The sequence below is a fragment of the Micromonospora cabrerizensis genome (assembly GCF_022230955.1).
GTDB lineage: Bacteria > Actinomycetota > Actinomycetes > Mycobacteriales > Micromonosporaceae > Micromonospora > Micromonospora cabrerizensis.
In genome coordinates this window covers 1-17,005 of the sequence record NZ_JAKKFI010000057.1, presented here as the reverse complement: position 1 = coordinate 17,005, position 17,005 = coordinate 1, and the positions used below count along the sequence as shown (strand labels likewise).

The following is a 17,005-nucleotide window of genomic DNA, read 5'->3' as shown; positions in this document are numbered from 1 at the left end:
CGCTGGGCCGGAGCGTGCCCGCCCAGGTGACGCGGCGGACTACCGTTCGCGGCATGAGCACCTCGACGCACCCGCCGGCCGGCGGCACCTCGACGGACCGACCGGCCGGCGGCGCCGAGGGCCGGCCGGTCGGCCTGCGCGCTCTGCTGCCGTACCTGCGGGAGCACACCGGCACCCTGGTCGTGGTGGGCGTGCTGTCGCTGGTCGGCGCGGCGGCGTCGCTGGCGCAGCCGCTGCTCACCCGCTCGGTGCTCGACCGGATCGGCGCCGACCATCCCGTCGCCGACCTGGTGGCGGTGCTGGTGGCGCTCGTGGTGCTCGGCGCGGCGATCGGCGGGCTACGCGACTACCTGCTGCAACGCACCGCCGAGGGGCTGGTGCTGGGCACCCGGCGGCGGCTCGCCGGTCACCTGCTGCGGCTGCCCATCGCCGAGTACGACCGTCGGCGCACCGGGGACCTGCTCTCCCGGGTCGGCTCGGACACCACCCTGTTGCGAGCGGTCGTCACCTCCGGGCTCTTCGAGACGGTCACCGGGGCGGTGACGGTGGTCGGCGCCGGCACGGCCATGGTGCTGCTCGACCCGCTGCTGTTCGGCGTCACCCTGCTCGGGGTGGCGCTGGGGCTGGGCTTCGCCGCCACCTTCGCCCGCCGGGTCCGGGCGCTGGCCCGAGCCGCCCAGGAGCGGATCGGTGAGATGACCTCGGCGGTGGAGCGGGCCATCTCGGCGGCCCGGACCATCCGGGCCAGTCGCGCCGAGACCCGGGAGGCGCAGGCCGTCACCGGCAGCGCGCGGGAGGCGTACGAGGCCGGCCTGCGGGTGGCCCGGGTGCAGTCGGTGGTCGGCCCGATCGGCTCGATCACCGTGCAGGGCGCGTTCCTGCTGGTGCTCGGCATCGGCGGGGCGCGGGTCGCCGCCGGGGCGATCTCTGTCGGTGACCTGGTCGCCTTCGTCATGTACCTGTTCCTCCTGGCACTGCCGCTGGGCCAGGTGCTGCGGGCGTACACCCAGTTGCAGTCCGGCCTGGGTGCCCTCCAGCGGATCGAGGAGATCCTCGCCGTGCCCGCCGAGGGCGCGGCGGACCGGCCCGCTCCCGCCGCCGCGACGACCACCCCGCGCCGGTCCGCCCCGATGATCGAGTTCGATCGGGTGGGATTCGGCTACCCGGGCGGCGAGCCGGTGCTGCACGAGGTCAGCTTCGCGGTGCCCGCCGGTACGCGTACCGCGTTGGTCGGCCCCTCCGGCGCGGGCAAGTCCACCCTGCTGGCCCTGGTCGAGCGCTTCTACGAGGTCAGTGCCGGCGCGGTCCGACTCGACGGCCACGACGTGCGGGACCTGCCCCGCGACGCGCTGCGGGCCCGGCTCGGCTACGTCGAGCAGGAAGCGCCGGTGCTGGCCGGCACGCTGCGGGAGAACCTGCTGATCACCACCCCGGACGCCACCGACGACCGGTTGCGCCAGGTGCTCGACGAGGTCAACCTCGCGCACCTGGCCCAGCGCACTTCCGAGGGCCTGAACGTCCAGGTGGGGGAGGGCGGAGTGCTGCTCTCCGGGGGTGAGCGGCAGCGGCTGGCCATCGCCCGTGCGCTGCTCGCCGGCCCGCCGGTGCTGCTGCTGGACGAGCCGACCAGCAACCTCGACTCCCGCAACGAGGCGGCGCTGCGCCGCGCCATCGACGCGGTGGCCGTCCGCCGGACCCTGTTGATCGTGGCGCACCGGCTCGCCACCGTCGTCGACGCCGACCAGATCGTCGTCCTCGACGGCGGGCGGGTGGTGGCCGTCGGCACCCACGCCGAACTGACCGCCACCGACCCCCTCTACCGGGAGCTCGCCACCCACCAACTGCTGGTCGGCTGACCGGGTCGACCTGCTCCCTCCGTTCGGGGTCGGCGTGCTCTCTGCGTTCGGGGTCGACTTGCCGGCAGCCGGGCCGCGCAAGCCGGCCGGAATCGCGTACCGTTGCCGCTCATGGGTGTGTCGCAACGGTTCAAGAGCAAGTTCCGGCGGTTCCTCCAGCGCCCCGGCTCGACCGTGGATCTTGCTCCACTGGAGAAGCTGCTGCCGGCTGTCGAGGCGCGCGAGGACGAGCTCGCCGCGCTGGACGACGCCGAGCTGACCGAGGCCGCAGGTGCCGCCACCGGTTACGAGGAGATCTGCGCGGTCGGCCGCGAGGCCGCCCGCCGGGGCCTCGACCAGCGGCCGTACGACGTGCAGCTGCTCGGCGCGATGTCGCTGCTGTCCGGCAAGGTCGCCGAGATGGCCACCGGTGAGGGCAAGACACTCACCGCCACGATCGCCGCGTACGGGCACGTCCGGCTCGGCAACGGCCCGGTGCACGTGCTCACCATCAACGACTACCTGGCCCGCCGCGACGCCCAGTGGATGGAGCCGGTCTACACCCTGCTCGGCCTCACCGTCGGCTGGGTCAACGAGGCCTCCACCCCGCAGGAGCGGCGTGCCGCGTACGCCTGCGACGTCACCTACGTCTCGGTCAGCGAGGCGGGCTTCGACTACCTGCGCGACCAGCTGGTCACCGACGTGGAGGACCGGGTGCAACCGGCCCTGACCACCGCGATCGTCGACGAGGCCGACTCGATCATGATCGACGAGGCTCGGGTGCCGATGGTCCTGGCCGGCGCCGTGCCGGGCGAGCAGGACCCGGTGCACGCCGCCGCCGCCCTGGTGCGTGGCCTGCGCAAGGGCAAGCACTACACGGTCGCGGACGACGGCCGCAGCGTGGCGTTCACCTCCGCCGGCCTGGCTGCCATCGAGGCCAAGCTCGGCATCGACCTGTACGACGAGGAGCACGTCGAGCAGCTCTCCGCGGTCAACGTGGCGCTGCACGCGCACGCCCTGCTGCACCGTGACGTGGATTACATCGTCCGGGACGGCTCGGTCGAGCTGGTCGACGAGATGCGCGGCCGGGTGGCCCAGCGCCGCCGCTGGCCCGACGGGCTCCAGGCCGCGGTCGAGGCCAAGGAGGGCCTGGACGCCACCGCCGAGGGCGAGGTGCTGGGCACGATCGCCATGCAGGCGTACATCGCGCTCTACCCGAAGGTCTGCGGCATGACCGCCACGGCGGTGCTGGTCGGCGACCAGCTGCGGGAGTTCTTCGGTCTCGAGGTCGCGGTGATCCCGCCCAACACCCCGTGCATCCGTGAGGACGAGTCGGACCGCATCTACGCCACCCGGGCGGAGAAGGACGAGGCGCTGATCGACGAGATCCAGCGCTGGCACGCCAAGGGGCGGCCGGTGCTGGTCGGCACGTTGGACGTCAAGGAGTCCGAGGGCCTGGCCGCCGGTCTGAACGCGGCCGGGGTGCCCTGCGTCGTGCTGAACGCCAAGAACGACGACGAGGAAGCGGCGATCATCGCCGAGGCCGGCGCGTACGGCGCGGTGACCGTCTCCACCCAGATGGCCGGCCGGGGCGTCGACATCCGCCTGGGCGGCAGCGACCAACGCGACCAGGAGCGGGTCACCGAGCTGGGCGGCCTCTACGTGATCGGCAGCGGCCGGCACGACAGCCGCCGCGTGGACGACCAGTTGCGGGGTCGCGCCGGCCGGCAGGGCGACCCGGGTGGCTCGGTCTTCTTCGTCAGCCTGGAGGACGACCTGGTCGTCCGGCACGCCGCCGACTCGGTGCCGGCGTCGCCGCGGATGAACGCCGACGGCCTGGTGACCGACGAGCAGGTCGACTACGCGGTGGAGCACGCCCAGCGGGTCGCCGAGGGCGTCAACCACGAGATCCACCGCAACACCTGGCGCTACAGCGTGGTGATCGAGCAGCAGCGTAAGGCCCTCGCCGCCCGTCGCGAGCGGTTGCTGACCAGCGACGTGGCCGCCGTGATGCTGCTGGAGAAGGAGCCCGAGAAGGCCGGCGAGATGGACGAGGACCTGCTCGCCCGTGCGGCCCGCTCGATCGCGCTCTTCCACCTGGACCGGCTCTGGGCCGAGCACCTGGCCGAGTTGTCGGAGGTCCGCGAGGGCGTGCACCTGCGCGCGCTGGGCCGGCTCGACCCGCTGGACGAGTTCCACCGGGCGGCCGTGCCGGCGTTCAACGACCTGATCCCGGAGATCGAGGCCCGCACCATCGCCACCTTCACCGAGACCGAATTCGATGAGGACTGGCAGCCCGACGACGGCACCCTGGTCCGGCCCACCGCCACCTGGACGTACCTGGTGCACGACAACCCGTTCGGGTCCGAGCTGGACCGGTTGATCGCGTCGATCGGCCGGCGACTCAGCGGCGCCCCGCGCTGACGTGGGCCTTCGGGGCCCCTGTCGTACGTCCACGTGCGGCAGGGGCCCCGATTTACGCCGTTTCGACCCGGGTTTCCCCGGGTAGTAGGGCTGGTCGGTCGAGTCGGGAGAGAGCAGACGATGACACAGGTGACGATGAGCGTGGGGCGGGTGCGAGCGCGCACGGAGGCTGCGAACCCGTGAACCTCGACACGCGGGAGCCGGTGGTCCAGACCCTCGGTGTCCTGGAAACCGCGGCCCTGTTGCGGGAGCTGACCGCCGGCCTGATCGCCCTGACCGATTTCGATGAGGCGCTGCTGGCGCTCGTCCGGGTCACCCGGGACGCGGTCGCCGGGGTGCGTTGGTGCGGGTTCACCGCCCTGCGTGCCGGCGAACCGGCCGGCGTGGCCGCCTCCGACGAGCGACTGGCCGGGCTGGACGACCTGCGGCACGGTCCGGACTCACCGGCGATGAGCGCTGTCCAACGCCGCGAGATGATCCTCGCCGCCGACCTGGCCGGTGAGACCCGCTGGCCGGTCTGGACGGCACGCGCCCGTGATCTCGGCGTCCGCGGGGTCATCTCCGCCCCGGTGGACATCGACGACCAGGTGATCGGCGCGATCAACCTCTACGCCGCCTCACCGGAGCTGCTGACCCCGCAACACCAGTTGACCGCGATGCTGCTCGCCGAACACGCCGGCCTGCTGCTGGCGGCCGTCCGCGACCGCAAGCGGCACCTCACGCTCGCCAGCGAGCAGGACGCCGCACTGCTGCACGACGGGGTGGTCGGCCAGGCCGTCGGGGTGATCATGACTCAGCGCGGGTGCCCGCCAGCCGAAGCCCTCGACGTGCTGCGCACCGCCGCGTCGTCGTTGGACATCCCGCTTCGCGAGGTGGCCGAGCGACTGGTCCGGACGGTCTCCCGCCCTCGCGACGCCTGACCGACCGCGTGTCGCGGCCCGCCCGGCTCGGTGTTTGCCGGCACTCGGCGTTGATCGACTCGGGTTCCTTGATGTCGGGGTGTCCGGGGCCCTTGGATGGCCCGGTTTCCTGAATCTCGAGTCGATCAAGCACCTTGGGCCGGGTGCCCGTTCCCGCGGCGGTGCCCGTTCTCCCTTTCGGCGGCGAGTCGGGCGGCGTCGTTTCGTCCCGACCGGGCTCGGGTAGCACTCTGGTCAGGTGAGCTGCGCCGACCCGGGGGAGGACCGATGCAGAGCCGGCTGCGAGTGCAGGGCCACCCGATCCAACCGATGCTGGTCACGTTCCCGCTCGGGCTCTTCGTCAGCGCCACCGTCTTCGACCTCACCGATGTCATCGGCGGGCCGGCGTTCCTCGGCGAGGTCGGCTACTGGACGGGCGTCGCCGCCCTCGTCGCCGCGGCGCTGACCGCGGTGGCCGGCATGGTCGACCTGTGGGACGTACCGGTCGACCGCACCCGCCGCACAGCAGTCGCCTTCAACCTGGTGAACGCGGTGATGGCCGGGATGTTCCTGCTCACCTGCCTGGTCCGGTCGCAGTCACCGGAGCACGGCGCGTCGGCCGCGATCCTGATCACCGAGCTGGTCGCGCTGGCCGCCGGTGGCGTCGGCGTGCACCTGGGCGCCCGGCTGATGCGCCAGTTCGACGCCGGCCGTTCCGAGACCGGCGGCCTCGACGCGCTCGCCGGTGCCACCGCAGAGATCGTCCGCCCGCGCCCCTGAGGCGCACAGCCGGCACGGCGGTTTCGGCACGGCACCACCGGCGCACGCCGCCGGCCCACGCCGCCGGCCCGTGACCCGACCCGTCCGACGGTCGGTGGCGGGCGCAAATGAGTTGCCGGCGGGGTGGCCGGCCGGTGAGGCTGACCGCCATGACCAATCTACGGGACGCCGATGAGTTGATCGCGCAGGCAGCCGCCGCGCCGATCGACGGTTGGGGCTTCGACTGGCTGTCCGGCCGGGCCACCGAGGAGCGCCCACCCTGGGCGTACGCCCGGCTGGTCGCCGATCGGATGGCGCGCGCCACCACCGCTCTGGACGTGGACACCGGCGGCGGTGAGGTGCTCGCCGAGGTGCCGCATCCGCCGAAGCTGCTCACGGCCACCGAGGGCTGGCCACCCAACGTGCAGGTTGCCCGACACACCCTGCGCCGGGTGGGTGCGACGGTGGTGGCGGTCGACCCGGACGGGCCGCTGCCCTTCCGCGACGAGTCCTTCGACCTGGTGGTCAGCCGGCATCCGGTGCGTACCGACTGGGTGCAGACCGCTCGGGTGCTGCGGCCGGGCGGGACGTTCCTGTCCCAGCAGATCGGGGCGGGCACCATGCGGGAGTTGAGTGAGGCGATCCTCGGTCCGCTGCCGCCGCCGGCCCAGCGGCATCCCGAACACGCGGCCACCGCCGCCGAGGCAGCTGGTCTGCGGGTGGTGGACCTGCGCCGGGCCGCCCTGCGGGCGACCTTCTCCGACATCGGCGCGGTGGTCTGGTTCCTGCGCAAGGTGATCTGGACGGTGCCCGGGTTCACCGTGGACCGCTACCGCGAACAACTCCTGGCCCTGCACGACCGCATCACCACCGAGGGCCCCTTCACCGCCCACGCCCAACGCTTCCTCATCGAGGCCACCCGGCCCTGACCGCGCCGGCCCTGACCGCGCCGGCCCTGACCGCGCCGGCCCTGACCGCGCCGGCCCTGACCGCGTCGATCATGGACTTGTGGTGCCTCACAAAAGTGGCGCACCCGCCCAAGCCGCCCACCACAACTCCATGATCGACCGGGGCCGGGGCCGGGGCCGGGGCCGGGGCCGGGCGAGGGCGGGGGCGAGGGCGGGATGGGGGTAGGGGTTAGTGGTGGTCTTGGTGGTGGGTTGCCAGGATGTCGGCGCCGAAGTCGCTGGCGGGGCGGCGGAGCACGGTGTGGGCGTGGTTGCCGTCCGCGCTGGTGTTGTCGTACTCGATCAGCAGATCCTCGCCCTGCACCCGGTAGTAGTGCCGCTGCCCGGGGTGGGTCGGGCCGGCCCAGGCGAAGTGCAGCCGGCCGGCGTCCAGTCGGCGTGCCTCGCGGATGGCCAGTTCGGGTGGCAGCCGGTCCAGGTAGAGCGCGACCACCTGGTCGAGCAGTGCGCGGCCGGTCGGCCCCAACCGGTCGGACGGCACGCCCAGCGGTTCCAGCGGGGCGTCGACCTGTCCGCGGGTGGCGCTGATGATGTCCGCGGGCGCCTCGTCGGCGATGATCGCGGCGGCCCGTTCGGCGGGCCCGATCGCGTCGAGCAGTGCCCGGCCCAGGTCCTCCTCGATGCCGAGTGGGCGGGAGACCGGGCGGCCGGCGTAGCGGACCGCCGCCGGGTTGGCGCCGAAGAAGATCGGGGCGGGGGAGACCTGACCGTCCACCACGGTCATGTTCACCGACAGGTGGTGCCCTTCGAGCCGCCACGCCCAGCGGTCGTCGCGTGCCGGGTCACCGAACACGGCCACCCAGTAGTCGCCGCTGTGCCGCCCGCGGTGCCAGCCCTCGGCCCGGTCCAGCACCTCCTCCAGCGCGATGATCGCCATCGCCTGCGCGTACGCCGAGGGGCTGAGCGCGGTGGCCAGCAGCCGGTGCGCGGCCTTGCGGCCAGCGACGTCGAGCGCGGCGAGGCAGACGCCGGGCCGGGGTCGAGGGCGGTACTCCAGCCAGCGTCGGGACGACTCGTCGTCGAACGGGTGCACGGCGCTGTCGCGGGCGGCGGGGTCGAGCGCGGCCAGCAGCGTGGTGCTGGCGGCCCTCATCTGCTCGGGCAGGGGATCTTCCACCGACCCTGTATACCGGCACGCCGACGCCGGTGTCAGCCGGCGCGCAGCAGCTCTGTCATCTCCGGCAGGTCGAAGAACTGCGCGGTGTCCAGTGCCGAGGGGTTGCCGTGTGCCGGGTCGGCGCCGGCGGCGAGGAGCGCGCGGACCGCTTCGGTGCTGCTGCGGAAGACCGCGGCGGCCAGCGCGGTCTGACCCCGGTCGTTGGCCCGGGTGTGGTCGGCGCCGCGATCCAGCAGGGCGGCCACCGTGTCCGGGTGGGCGTGGTACGCGGCCAGGATCAGCAGCGTGTCGCCCTTGTCGTTGGTGAGGTTGACGGGCAGGCCGGCGTCGAGCTGCGCGGCCAGCTCCTCGGTGGAGCCGGCCCGGGCCAGGTCGAACATCCGGTGCGCGAACGCCAGCGTCTCGGCGTCGAGGTGGTCGGTCACCGCTCCAGGTTAGTCGCAGCGGTCCTGATAGGTTGCTCGGCCGGTGTGCTGGGGGAGGTTCCGATGGTCGAGACGGTGTACGTGGGCAACGCGGGTGTCGACGGTGCCACCAACGCCGGTTGGCTGCTCGGGCACTTCGCGCCACCGGGGGAGATCCGGCACAGTGCCGACGTCGAGGTGAAGTGGGGAGTGCACCCGCCCGGGCAGGCCCGGTCCCGGTGGGCGACCGGGGAGCGGCGTACCACTCTGCTCGTACTCGTGGAGGGGTGTTTCCGGGTCGAGCTGCCGGACCGGACGGTGCGGCTGGCCGCGCCGGGCGACTACGTGGTGTGGGGTCGGGGGGTGGACCACTCCTGGTTCGCGGAGCGCGCGTCGGTGGTGCTGACCGTGCGGTGGCCCTCGCTGCCCGGCTACCGGGTGGATCCGCCGGTGCTGCGCTGATCGACGGTGGACCTGACCTGCGTCCCAGCAGGTGGAATTACCTACTAAACCTATAGGCTTTACCGTCTAAAGTACGGGGGCACCCCGCCGAACGACCCGCGAGGAACCGTCATGACGCACCACCGCCCGGAGCCCGACCTGCTCACCGTCGCCGCCCGGTGGGCCGACCCGGCCGGCTGGCCGGTCGCGCTGCGCTTCGACCCCGCCGAGCGCTGGTACGCGCGCCTCGCCGTCGGCGACGACCACGAGGTGTGGGCACTGAGCTGGTTGCCCGGCCAGGGCACCGACCTGCACGACCACGGTGGCTCGGCCGGGGCGTTCCGGGTCGTCAGCGGCGCGCTCACCGAGGAGACGGTCGCCGCCGGTCGGTTGCGCCCACGACTGCTGAGCGCCGGCGCCGGTCGCCGCTTCGGCCCCCGACACGTGCACCAGGTGACCAACCGGGGCCCGGCGCCGGCGGTCAGCGTGCACGTCTACCGGCCGGCGTTGCTGCGAATGACCCGCTACCACCTGGTGGACGGGCGGCTGCGCGTCGCCGAGGTCGCCGAGGCCGGCCGGTCGTGGTGACCGCGGCGAGCCACGCTCCACTCCCTGTCACCGGAAGGAACCGATAATGCAGACAACCGCCGAGCACTGTCCGGCCCCCGTGCCGCCGCCGGGCTCCCGGGGCATCGACGAGATCCTGGCTGCCGCGCGTGCCCGGCTTCGCCGGCTGGACCCGGAGCGGGCGCACCTGGCGTACCGGGCCGGAGCGCTGCTGGTCGACATCCGACCGGCCGCACAGCGGGCCGCGCACGGCGTGGTGCCGGGCTCGCTCACGATCGAGCGCAACGTGCTGGAGTGGCGCTTCGACCCCCGCTGCCCGGCCCGACTGCCCCAGGCCGTCGACTACGACGTACCGGTGATGATCCTCTGCCAGGAGGGCTACACCTCGTCGCTGGCCGCCGCCGCCCTGCAGGACGTCGGCCTGCACCTGGCCACCGACGTGGTCGGCGGCTTCGCGGCGTGGCGGATCGCCGGCCTGCCCGCTCTCGGCCCGACCCCGCTGCACACCTCCCCCCTCGCGTCCCCCGTCAAGACCGGGTGGGCGCGCCGCTGACCGTCACGCCGCACCCGGCGTGGCGGGCGTACCGCCACTCAGGAGGCACCATGTCCGTCGTCGCCATCCCCACGCGCCGCCACCCGGGCGCCCGCCCGGCCCGCCCGCGCACCGGCCCGACCCTCACCATCACCCTCGACCTCGTCCCGGGGCCGCTGAGCCCCCGGCTGGCCCGGTTGGTGCAGTTGCTCGGCGAGCTGGCCGAGTCGGGGGAGGGTCAGCTGCGTACCGTCGAGGACGTGGTGCCGGGGCCGCGACCGGCCCCGAGCCCCGCCACCGGCGCGCCGCCCGCCGACGCGGCCCACGTCCGCATCCTGGCCGGCTCGCGGATGGTCCGCCAGGGCGACCGGGTCGTCCCGCTGACCCGCATCGAGTACGAGCTGCTGCTGTTCCTGGCCGAACGGCCACGGCGCGTCTTCACCCGTCTCCAGCTGTTGTCCAGTGTGTGGGGGTACGAGCACGCGGTGGCCCGGACCGTGGACGTGCACGTTCGCCGGCTGCGCGCCAAGCTGGACGGCTCGGAGGTCGTGACGACCGTCTACGGGGTCGGCTACCGGCTGGCCGACGAGGCGCGGATCAGCGTGGACCACAGCCGATAACCCCTGGTCCGGCGGCCTGTGACCACCTCGCTGAACCGGGCGGGGACCCCCGTATCGGGGCATCTCGGCGACTCTGCTGTAATCATCAGGCCTCGTACGCAGAGCGAGCATCTGGCTCCGATGTGTTCGTCAATTGTCACATTCATGCAACGCAGCCGCCTCTTGATTCTCGCCCGGGTGCCGGGAAGCATCGATGAAGCGGCGTCCCGGGCCGTGGGGAGATACCCGGACCAGCCCAAGGAGGACCATGTCGGTCAGCCCTGCCTCGTCGCGCGCCGGATGGCATACGTCGCAACCCGCGGTGCCCGGTCGACCGCCCGGCGGTCAGCGTCGCCCGGCGAACACCGCGACGCCCGTGCTCACCGTGACGCTCTCCATCCCGCTGGCCTGTGAGGAGTCGCTGACCCCAGCGGCACGTCGCCTGCTCGAAGCCGCGCGGGAGATGCTGGAGCGCGGCGAGGGCGTGATCATCGGGTCCGTCCCGACCGAGCGCCGCCCCGACCAGACGTCCGCCAACCGGTCGCCGACCCGCGCGCTCAGCCCGACCATCCCCGCCCTGCACATCCTCGCCTCGTCCCGCTCGGTGCTGCGCGACGACGAGCCGCTGCCGCTGACCCGGCTGGAGTTCGACCTGCTGCTGCACCTGGTCGCCCATCCGCGCCGGGTGTTCACCCGCCTGCAACTGCTCAACGCCGTCTGGGGCTACGAGCACGCCGGCGTACGCACCGTCGACGTGCACGTGCGTCGGCTGCGCGGCAAGGTCGGGGTGGACGTTCCACTGGTCACCACCGTCTACGGGGTGGGCTACCGGCTGGCCGACGACGCCCGGGTCACCATCGACCGCAGCGGCTGACCGGCGTCACCCGCCCACCCGACGCGGGGCAGGATGGTCCGGTGCGCATCCGCCCCATCTCGCCCGACCTGCTCGTCACCGAGCTGACCGGCCGGCTGGCCGACGCCGCGACCCGCTCCGCGACCGCCGACGCCGGGCCCGCCCGGCTGCGGGTGGCGGTGGACGGTGCCCCCGCCGCCGGGCCGGACGAGCTGGCCGCCGCGCTCGTCGACCCGCTGCGCGCCCGAGGCCGTCCGGTGCTGCACGTACGCGCCACCGACTTCCTGCGCCCCGCGTCGCTGCGCTACGAGCTGGGCCGCACCAACCCGGACTCCTTCTACGAGAACTGGGTCGACGAGGCCGGCCTGCGCCGGGAGGTGCTCGACCCGGCCGGCCCGGGCGGCACCGGTCGGGTGCTCCCGTCGCTGTGGGACGCCGACGCCGACCGGGCCAGCCGAGCCCGCTACGTCGACCTGCCACCCGGAGGCGTCGTCCTGGTCAGCGGCCCGCTGCTGCTCGGCGGCGGGCTGCCCTTCGACGTCACCGTCCACCTGGAGCTGTCCCCGGCGGCGCTGCGCCGACGCACCGAACCGGCGCAGGAGTGGGCGCTGCCCGCCTTCGACCGGTACGCCGAGGAGGTCGTCCCGGCGAGCTTCGCCGACGTGGTGGTACGCGCCGACGACCCCCGCCGTCCCGCGCTCGTGGAGCCCGGCGGCGACGGCTGACAACCCCGGAAAATCGCCGGTTTGCTCTGCCGATCCGGTGGGTATTCGCCCGGCTCACAGAGCACGGGTGATCGCCCGCGCACCGATTGCGACCGTGACCGGGGCTTCCCGCCGCCGGCACCCGGTTCACCGTGAGCCCACAGGCCCAGGAAAGGCAGGCAGCGATGCTCGTCCACGACACGGTCGGTACGACCCGTTCCCAGACGGAGATCGACCAGATCCGGCTCTCCCTCCAGGCGCGCTACGACGAGCTGACCGCCGAGTACGACCAGGCCGTGCTCCAGAGCCAGGTGCTGCGGCTGGTGGAGGTCGGCGACACCGCCGGCGACGACCAGGCCGACAGCGGCACCAAGACGGCCGAGCGGGACACCGCGCAGTCCCTGTTGCGCACCATCCTCGACCGTCGCGCCCAGTACGAGCACGCGCTCGGCCGGCTCGCCGAGGGCACCTACGGCTGGTGCGAGGGCTGCTCGGCGGCGATCCCGGTGGAGCGACTGGAGATCTTCCCGTCCGCCACCACCTGCGTGACCTGCAAGCAGACCCGCGAACGGCGGGCGGCCTGAGCGACGCCAGCGGTTGCCGGTCGGTCCGTGACGCGATGGACTTGAGCCATGGGTGACATCCTGGTGGGCACCGCGTCGTGGACCGACCGCACTCTGCTGGACTCGGGTTGGTACCCGCAGACGGCGGACACCCCGGAGAAGCGGCTGGCCTACTACGCGCGCAAGTTCCCGCTGGTCGAGGTGGACGCCACGTACTACTCGCCGCCCGCCGAGGCGACCGCGCAGCTGTGGGCCGAGCGCACCCCGGCCGGTTTCACCTTCAACATCAAGGCGTTCAGTCTGCTGACCGGGCACCCCACCCGGGTCAGCGCCCTCTACAAGGACCTGCGTCCGGAGACCGACAAGAAGAACGTCTACCCCGACGACCTGCCCGCGCAGTCGTACGAGGAGGTCTGGACGCGTTTCCTGTCCGCCCTGGACCCGCTGGTCGAGGCGGGCAAGCTGGGTGCGCTGCTGTTCCAGTTCCCGCCCTGGTTCACCATCAAGCGGGCCAACAAGCAGTACCTGCTGGAGGTGGCGAAGCGCTGCGCGCCGCTGCGCCCGGTCTACGAGTTCCGGCACGCCTCCTGGTTCGACGGCGACAACGCCGACGAGACCCTGGCGTTCCTGCGCGAGCACAAACTGCCGTACGTCTGCGTGGACATGCCGCAGGGCCACCGCTCTTCGCTGCCCCCGATCCTGGCCGCCACCGCGGACCTCGCGGTGGTGCGTTTCCACGGGCACAGCGACAAGTGGACCAGCAAGGACATCCACGAGAAGTTCGGCTACCACTACTCCAAGCGGGAGCTGGCCGACTGGGCGCCGAAGCTGCGCGAGCTGGCCGACGAGGCCGGCGAGACCCACGTCCTCATGAACAACTGCTACCGCGACTACGCGCAGACCAACGCCACGACGCTGGCCGGGCTCCTCGGCGCCGACTGATCGTCGCCGGCTCACCCGATCCGGGTGGGGCCGGGTCACCCGCACCGCGGGCAGGGTGGGCTCGGTGGGTACGACCGCCCGGGGGTGGTCGACGCCGCAGACGACACGGAGGTGACGGGGATGACGGTTCGAGTGGTGACGGATCGACGGCGCGGTGCCGTCCTGCACGTGGTCGGAACGGCGGACAACGCCCGCCGCGCCCCGCAGGGCAGCCCGGTGCGGGCCCGCCGCGGCCCATCGGGGCCGCCTCGGCGCGCCGACGACCGACGGTGGGACAGCACGGAACGGGGGTCGACCGATGGCTGACTCGATGATCTCAGCGTTCGAGTCCTCGCTGGACAAGACGAACCTCATTCTCAAGGACATCGAGAACGCCTACGGCTGGCCGAAGGAACGGCGCAACCAGTCGTACGCGGCCCTGCGCACGGTGCTGCACCTGCTGCGCGACCGACTGCCGGTGGACGAGAGCGTCGAGTTCGCCCAGCAGTTGCCGGTGCTGGTGCGGGGGATCTACTTCGACGGCTGGGTGCCGTCCGACGTGCCGATCAAGCTCAACCGGGACGACTTCCTCTACGAGGTCCGCCAGGGCTTCCCGTACGACGCGGAGGGCGGCCCGGAACGGGTGACGCAGGTGGTGCTGGACACCCTGCGCCGACACGTCACCCAGGGCGAGTGGCAGGACGTGAAGGACACCATGCCCAAGGATCTCGCCATGATGATGCCGTGACGGCCTGACGCTCGTGAGCCCGCCCGAGGAACCCCACGGGCGGGCTCAGTCGTGTGAGGTGTCGGCCTCGGCGGGTGTCGGCACCCGCGTCACCGGGTGCCCGGCCCGGCGGGCCAGCGCGGCGAACGCGACGGCGTCCACGATGGCGGCGCCGCCCGGGTCGTTGTTGAAATAGACGTACGCCGGCTCGTCCGCGTCGAAGGCGTCGGTCAGCCGGCGCACCCACGAGGTGAGCGCGGCGCGGCCGTAGCGGGGCCAGGGCCGTGCCCGACCCTCGTGCAGCCGCAGGTACCCGAAGTCGGTGGTGCGCCAGCGGGGCGCGACCGGGCGTCCCAGCCGGTCGGCCCAGACCAGCGCCGCCCCACGCCGTTCCAACACCGCCCGGGTGGCGTCGGTCCACCAGGAGGGGTGCCGGGGCTCGACGGCGACCCGCACCTCCGCCGGGAACAGCCGCAGCGTCGCGTCGAGCGCGTCGACGTCCGCCCGCAGGTTCGGCGGCAGTTGCAGCAGCACCGGGCCCAGACGGTCACCGAGCGCGGTGGCGCGACCGAGGAAACGGGCCACCGGCTCGGCCGGATCGCGCAACCGTTTGATGTGGGTGAGGTAGCGGCTCATCTTCACCGCCACGCAGAAGTCCGACGGTGTCCGCGCCCGCCAGGCCGCGAAGGTCTCCCGTTCCGGCAGCCGGTAGAAGGCGTTGTTGACCTCCACCGTGGCGAACCCCGCCGCGAAGTGCTCCAGCCAGAGCCGCTGCGGCAGCTGTTGCGGGTAGAAGCGGCCCCGCCAGTCCCGGTACTGCCAGCCGGACGTGCCCACCAGGATCACCACCCCATCCTGGCACTCTCCGCCGCCGCCCGCGAACTGCCCGTGTCGCCCCGGTTCGGCGTCTACGGTGAGGGTTAGAGAAGATCGCGCGTGGGGTACCACCCGCAGCACGACGGACCCCGGCGCACGGCGGGGCGGCACACCCAAGGGAGTACCGATGGCACTCAACGATGACGACATGCAGACCACGGGCGGCGGCGGCGCGGAGGGCCCGGCCGACGGTGGCGCGACCCCCGGTCAGCACGACGGTGGCGCCGACGGTGGCGCGGAGGGTCCCGCCGACGGTGGTGCCACCCCGGGTCAGCACGACGGTGGCGCCGACGGCAGCGCGGAGGGTCCCGCCGACGGCGGTGCCACCCCGGGTCAGCACGACGGTGGCGCCGACGGCAGCGCGGAGGGTCCCGCCGACGGCGGAGCCACCCCGGGCCAGCAGGACGGTGGCGCTGACGGCAGCGCCCGGTAGCGGCACATCATGACGCACCTCGACCCGCCGGGCGGCCACGGCCGCCCGGCGGTTCCGTCCGCGCACGCCACAGCGGCACTGGCCCGTTGCGTCTCGGTCGAGCCGGCCAAGTTCGCCGCCGCGCACTGGGGACACACACCGCTGCTGTCCCGCGCCGCCGAACTACCCAACGCGGGCGGCTTCGCCGACCTCCTCAGCCCCGCCGACGCCGACGAGCTGCTCAGTCGACGCGGTCTGCGTACCCCCTTCCTGCGCGTCGCCAGGGACGGCCAGTTGGTCGCGTCCTCGCGCTGGACCGGCGGCGGCGGCGCGGGCGCCGAGATCGGCGACCAGGTGCTCGACGAGCGCATCCTCGAGCAGTACGCCTCCGGTGCCACCCTCGTGTTGCAGGGCCTGCACCGGATCTGGCCACCGCTTGTCGACTTCGCCCGTGACCTGGGCCTCGCGCTCAGCCAGCCACTACAGATCAACGCCTACCTCACCCCGGCCGGCAGCCAGGGCTTCGCCACCCACTACGACACCCACGACGTGTTCGTCCTCCAGGTCGACGGCCGCAAACACTGGCGCATCCACCCGCCGGTGCTGCCCGACCCGCTGGAGAAGCAGCCGTGGGGTGGCCGCGCCGACGAGGTCGGCGCCACCGCGCAGGGCCCCGCCGCGCTGGACGTGGTGCTCGCCCCCGGCGACGCCCTCTACCTGCCCAGGGGCTGGCTGCACAGCGCGCAGGCGCAGGATGCCAGCTCGCTGCACCTGACCGTCGGCATCCGCGCGCTCACCCGCTACGCCCTGGTCGAGGAGTTGCTGGCGCTGGCCGTCGAGGACCAGCGGCTGCGGGCCAGCCTGCCGTTCGGCACCGACGTCGCCGACCCGGACGCCATCGAACCGGAGCTGACCGAGACGGTGGAGGCACTGCGGGACTGGCTCCTGCGCGCCGATCCGGGCGCGGTCGCCGCACGCCTGCGCCAGCGCGCCTGGCCGGCCGCCCGACCGGCGCCGATCCGACCGCTCGCCCAGGCCGACGCGCTGGCCGCCCTGGACGCCGACTCCCGGGTCACCCTGCGACCGGGCCTGCGCTGGCAGCTCGTGCCACACGGGTCCGACTCGGTGGCGTTGCGGCTGTTCGACCGGACGATCACCCTGCCCGTCGCCTGCGAGCCGGCCGCTCGTGCCCTGCTCAGCGGCACAGTCTCCCGGGTCGGTGACCTGCCCGGCCTGCCCGACGACGCCGACCGGGTCACCCTGGCCCGCCGACTGCTCCGCGAGGCCGTCCTGGTCCCGGCCTGACGCCGGGCCCGCAGGCTTGTCCGCTCGGGCCCGCAGGGCTTGCCGGTCGGGCCTGAAGGGCCTGCCGGGGCCTGCCGGGGCCGGCCGGGGCCTGTCGGG

At 73.4% G+C, this 17,005-nt stretch carries 19 protein-coding genes; 16 read left to right on the top strand and 3 right to left on the bottom strand.

Annotated features, from left to right (window positions below; genetic code table 11):
- Positions 1-53 precede the first annotated feature (53 nt).
- The 5 genes from LADH09A_RS12060 (at position 54) to LADH09A_RS12040 (ending at position 6,846) form a co-directional block, all read left to right on the top strand.
- Positions 54-1,856 carry an ABC transporter ATP-binding protein gene (locus LADH09A_RS12060; RefSeq protein ID WP_238644977.1) on the top strand — a complete coding sequence of 601 codons (1,803 nt, stop codon included), beginning with the start codon at positions 54-56 and terminating at the stop codon, positions 1,854-1,856.
- 111 nt (positions 1,857-1,967) lie between these two features.
- Positions 1,968-4,259, top strand: a complete 2,292-nt coding sequence (secA2, locus tag LADH09A_RS12055) for an accessory Sec system translocase SecA2 (protein WP_238644976.1) — start codon at positions 1,968-1,970, stop codon at positions 4,257-4,259.
- 179 nt (positions 4,260-4,438) lie between these two features.
- On the top strand, positions 4,439-5,179 hold the full coding sequence (locus LADH09A_RS12050; RefSeq protein ID WP_238644975.1) for a GAF and ANTAR domain-containing protein: 741 nt from the start codon (positions 4,439-4,441) through the stop codon (positions 5,177-5,179).
- Between the two features lie 267 nt (positions 5,180-5,446).
- Positions 5,447-5,938 carry a DUF2231 domain-containing protein gene (locus tag LADH09A_RS12045; protein ID WP_238644974.1) on the top strand — a complete coding sequence of 164 codons (492 nt, stop codon included), beginning with the start codon at positions 5,447-5,449 and terminating at the stop codon, positions 5,936-5,938.
- 149 nt (positions 5,939-6,087) lie between these two features.
- Positions 6,088-6,846: a class I SAM-dependent methyltransferase gene (locus tag LADH09A_RS12040; RefSeq protein WP_238644973.1), complete on the top strand. Its 759-nt coding sequence runs from the start codon at positions 6,088-6,090 to the stop codon at positions 6,844-6,846.
- A gap of 208 nt (positions 6,847-7,054) precedes the next feature.
- Here the strand turns inward: LADH09A_RS12040 and LADH09A_RS12035 are convergent, their stop codons facing one another.
- Positions 7,055-8,002: a DUF3500 domain-containing protein gene (locus LADH09A_RS12035; RefSeq protein WP_238644972.1), complete on the bottom strand. Its 948-nt coding sequence runs from the start codon at positions 8,000-8,002 to the stop codon at positions 7,055-7,057.
- A gap of 32 nt (positions 8,003-8,034) precedes the next feature.
- Complete coding sequence (locus LADH09A_RS12030) at positions 8,035-8,427, bottom strand: ankyrin repeat domain-containing protein (RefSeq protein WP_238644971.1); 393 nt, start codon at positions 8,425-8,427, stop codon at positions 8,035-8,037.
- A gap of 63 nt (positions 8,428-8,490) precedes the next feature.
- On the opposite strand from LADH09A_RS12030, the gene LADH09A_RS12025 reads away from it, so the two are divergent.
- From LADH09A_RS12025 to LADH09A_RS11985, 9 genes are all read left to right on the top strand, one after another.
- Positions 8,491-8,868, top strand: coding sequence for a cupin domain-containing protein (locus LADH09A_RS12025; RefSeq protein ID WP_238644970.1), 378 nt, complete (start codon positions 8,491-8,493; stop codon positions 8,866-8,868).
- A gap of 111 nt (positions 8,869-8,979) precedes the next feature.
- The gene (locus LADH09A_RS12020) at positions 8,980-9,435 is read left to right on the top strand and encodes a cysteine dioxygenase (protein ID WP_238644969.1); all 456 of its coding nucleotides are present in this window, start codon (positions 8,980-8,982) and stop codon (positions 9,433-9,435) included.
- Between the two features lie 46 nt (positions 9,436-9,481).
- Positions 9,482-9,967 carry a rhodanese-like domain-containing protein gene (locus LADH09A_RS12015; protein WP_238644968.1) on the top strand — a complete coding sequence of 162 codons (486 nt, stop codon included), beginning with the start codon at positions 9,482-9,484 and terminating at the stop codon, positions 9,965-9,967.
- Positions 9,968-10,017: 50 nt separating this feature from the next.
- Positions 10,018-10,566, top strand: a complete 549-nt coding sequence (locus LADH09A_RS12010; RefSeq protein WP_238644967.1) for a winged helix-turn-helix domain-containing protein — start codon at positions 10,018-10,020, stop codon at positions 10,564-10,566.
- A gap of 247 nt (positions 10,567-10,813) precedes the next feature.
- On the top strand, positions 10,814-11,419 hold the full coding sequence (locus LADH09A_RS12005) for a winged helix-turn-helix domain-containing protein (protein WP_238644966.1): 606 nt from the start codon (positions 10,814-10,816) through the stop codon (positions 11,417-11,419).
- 41 nt (positions 11,420-11,460) lie between these two features.
- On the top strand, positions 11,461-12,123 hold the full coding sequence (locus tag LADH09A_RS12000) for a nucleoside/nucleotide kinase family protein (protein WP_238644965.1): 663 nt from the start codon (positions 11,461-11,463) through the stop codon (positions 12,121-12,123).
- 164 nt (positions 12,124-12,287) lie between these two features.
- Positions 12,288-12,686 (top strand): TraR/DksA family transcriptional regulator, encoded by a 399-nt coding sequence (locus LADH09A_RS11995; RefSeq protein ID WP_238644964.1) that lies wholly within the window; start codon positions 12,288-12,290, stop codon positions 12,684-12,686.
- Positions 12,687-12,734: 48 nt separating this feature from the next.
- On the top strand, positions 12,735-13,607 hold the full coding sequence (locus tag LADH09A_RS11990) for a DUF72 domain-containing protein (protein ID WP_238644963.1): 873 nt from the start codon (positions 12,735-12,737) through the stop codon (positions 13,605-13,607).
- A 298-nt stretch (positions 13,608-13,905) separates the two neighbouring features.
- Positions 13,906-14,334, top strand: a complete 429-nt coding sequence (locus tag LADH09A_RS11985; RefSeq protein WP_179778947.1) for a DUF2267 domain-containing protein — start codon at positions 13,906-13,908, stop codon at positions 14,332-14,334.
- A 45-nt stretch (positions 14,335-14,379) separates the two neighbouring features.
- Here the strand turns inward: LADH09A_RS11985 and LADH09A_RS11980 are convergent, their stop codons facing one another.
- Complete coding sequence (locus LADH09A_RS11980; RefSeq protein WP_238644962.1) at positions 14,380-15,159, bottom strand: DUF72 domain-containing protein; 780 nt, start codon at positions 15,157-15,159, stop codon at positions 14,380-14,382.
- 157 nt (positions 15,160-15,316) lie between these two features.
- On the opposite strand from LADH09A_RS11980, the gene LADH09A_RS11975 reads away from it, so the two are divergent.
- Positions 15,317-15,622 carry a hypothetical protein gene (locus LADH09A_RS11975; protein ID WP_030490939.1) on the top strand — a complete coding sequence of 102 codons (306 nt, stop codon included), beginning with the start codon at positions 15,317-15,319 and terminating at the stop codon, positions 15,620-15,622.
- 9 nt (positions 15,623-15,631) lie between these two features.
- Positions 15,632-16,906: a cupin domain-containing protein gene (locus LADH09A_RS11970; protein WP_238644961.1), complete on the top strand. Its 1,275-nt coding sequence runs from the start codon at positions 15,632-15,634 to the stop codon at positions 16,904-16,906.
- Positions 16,907-17,005: the final 99 nt, after the last annotated feature.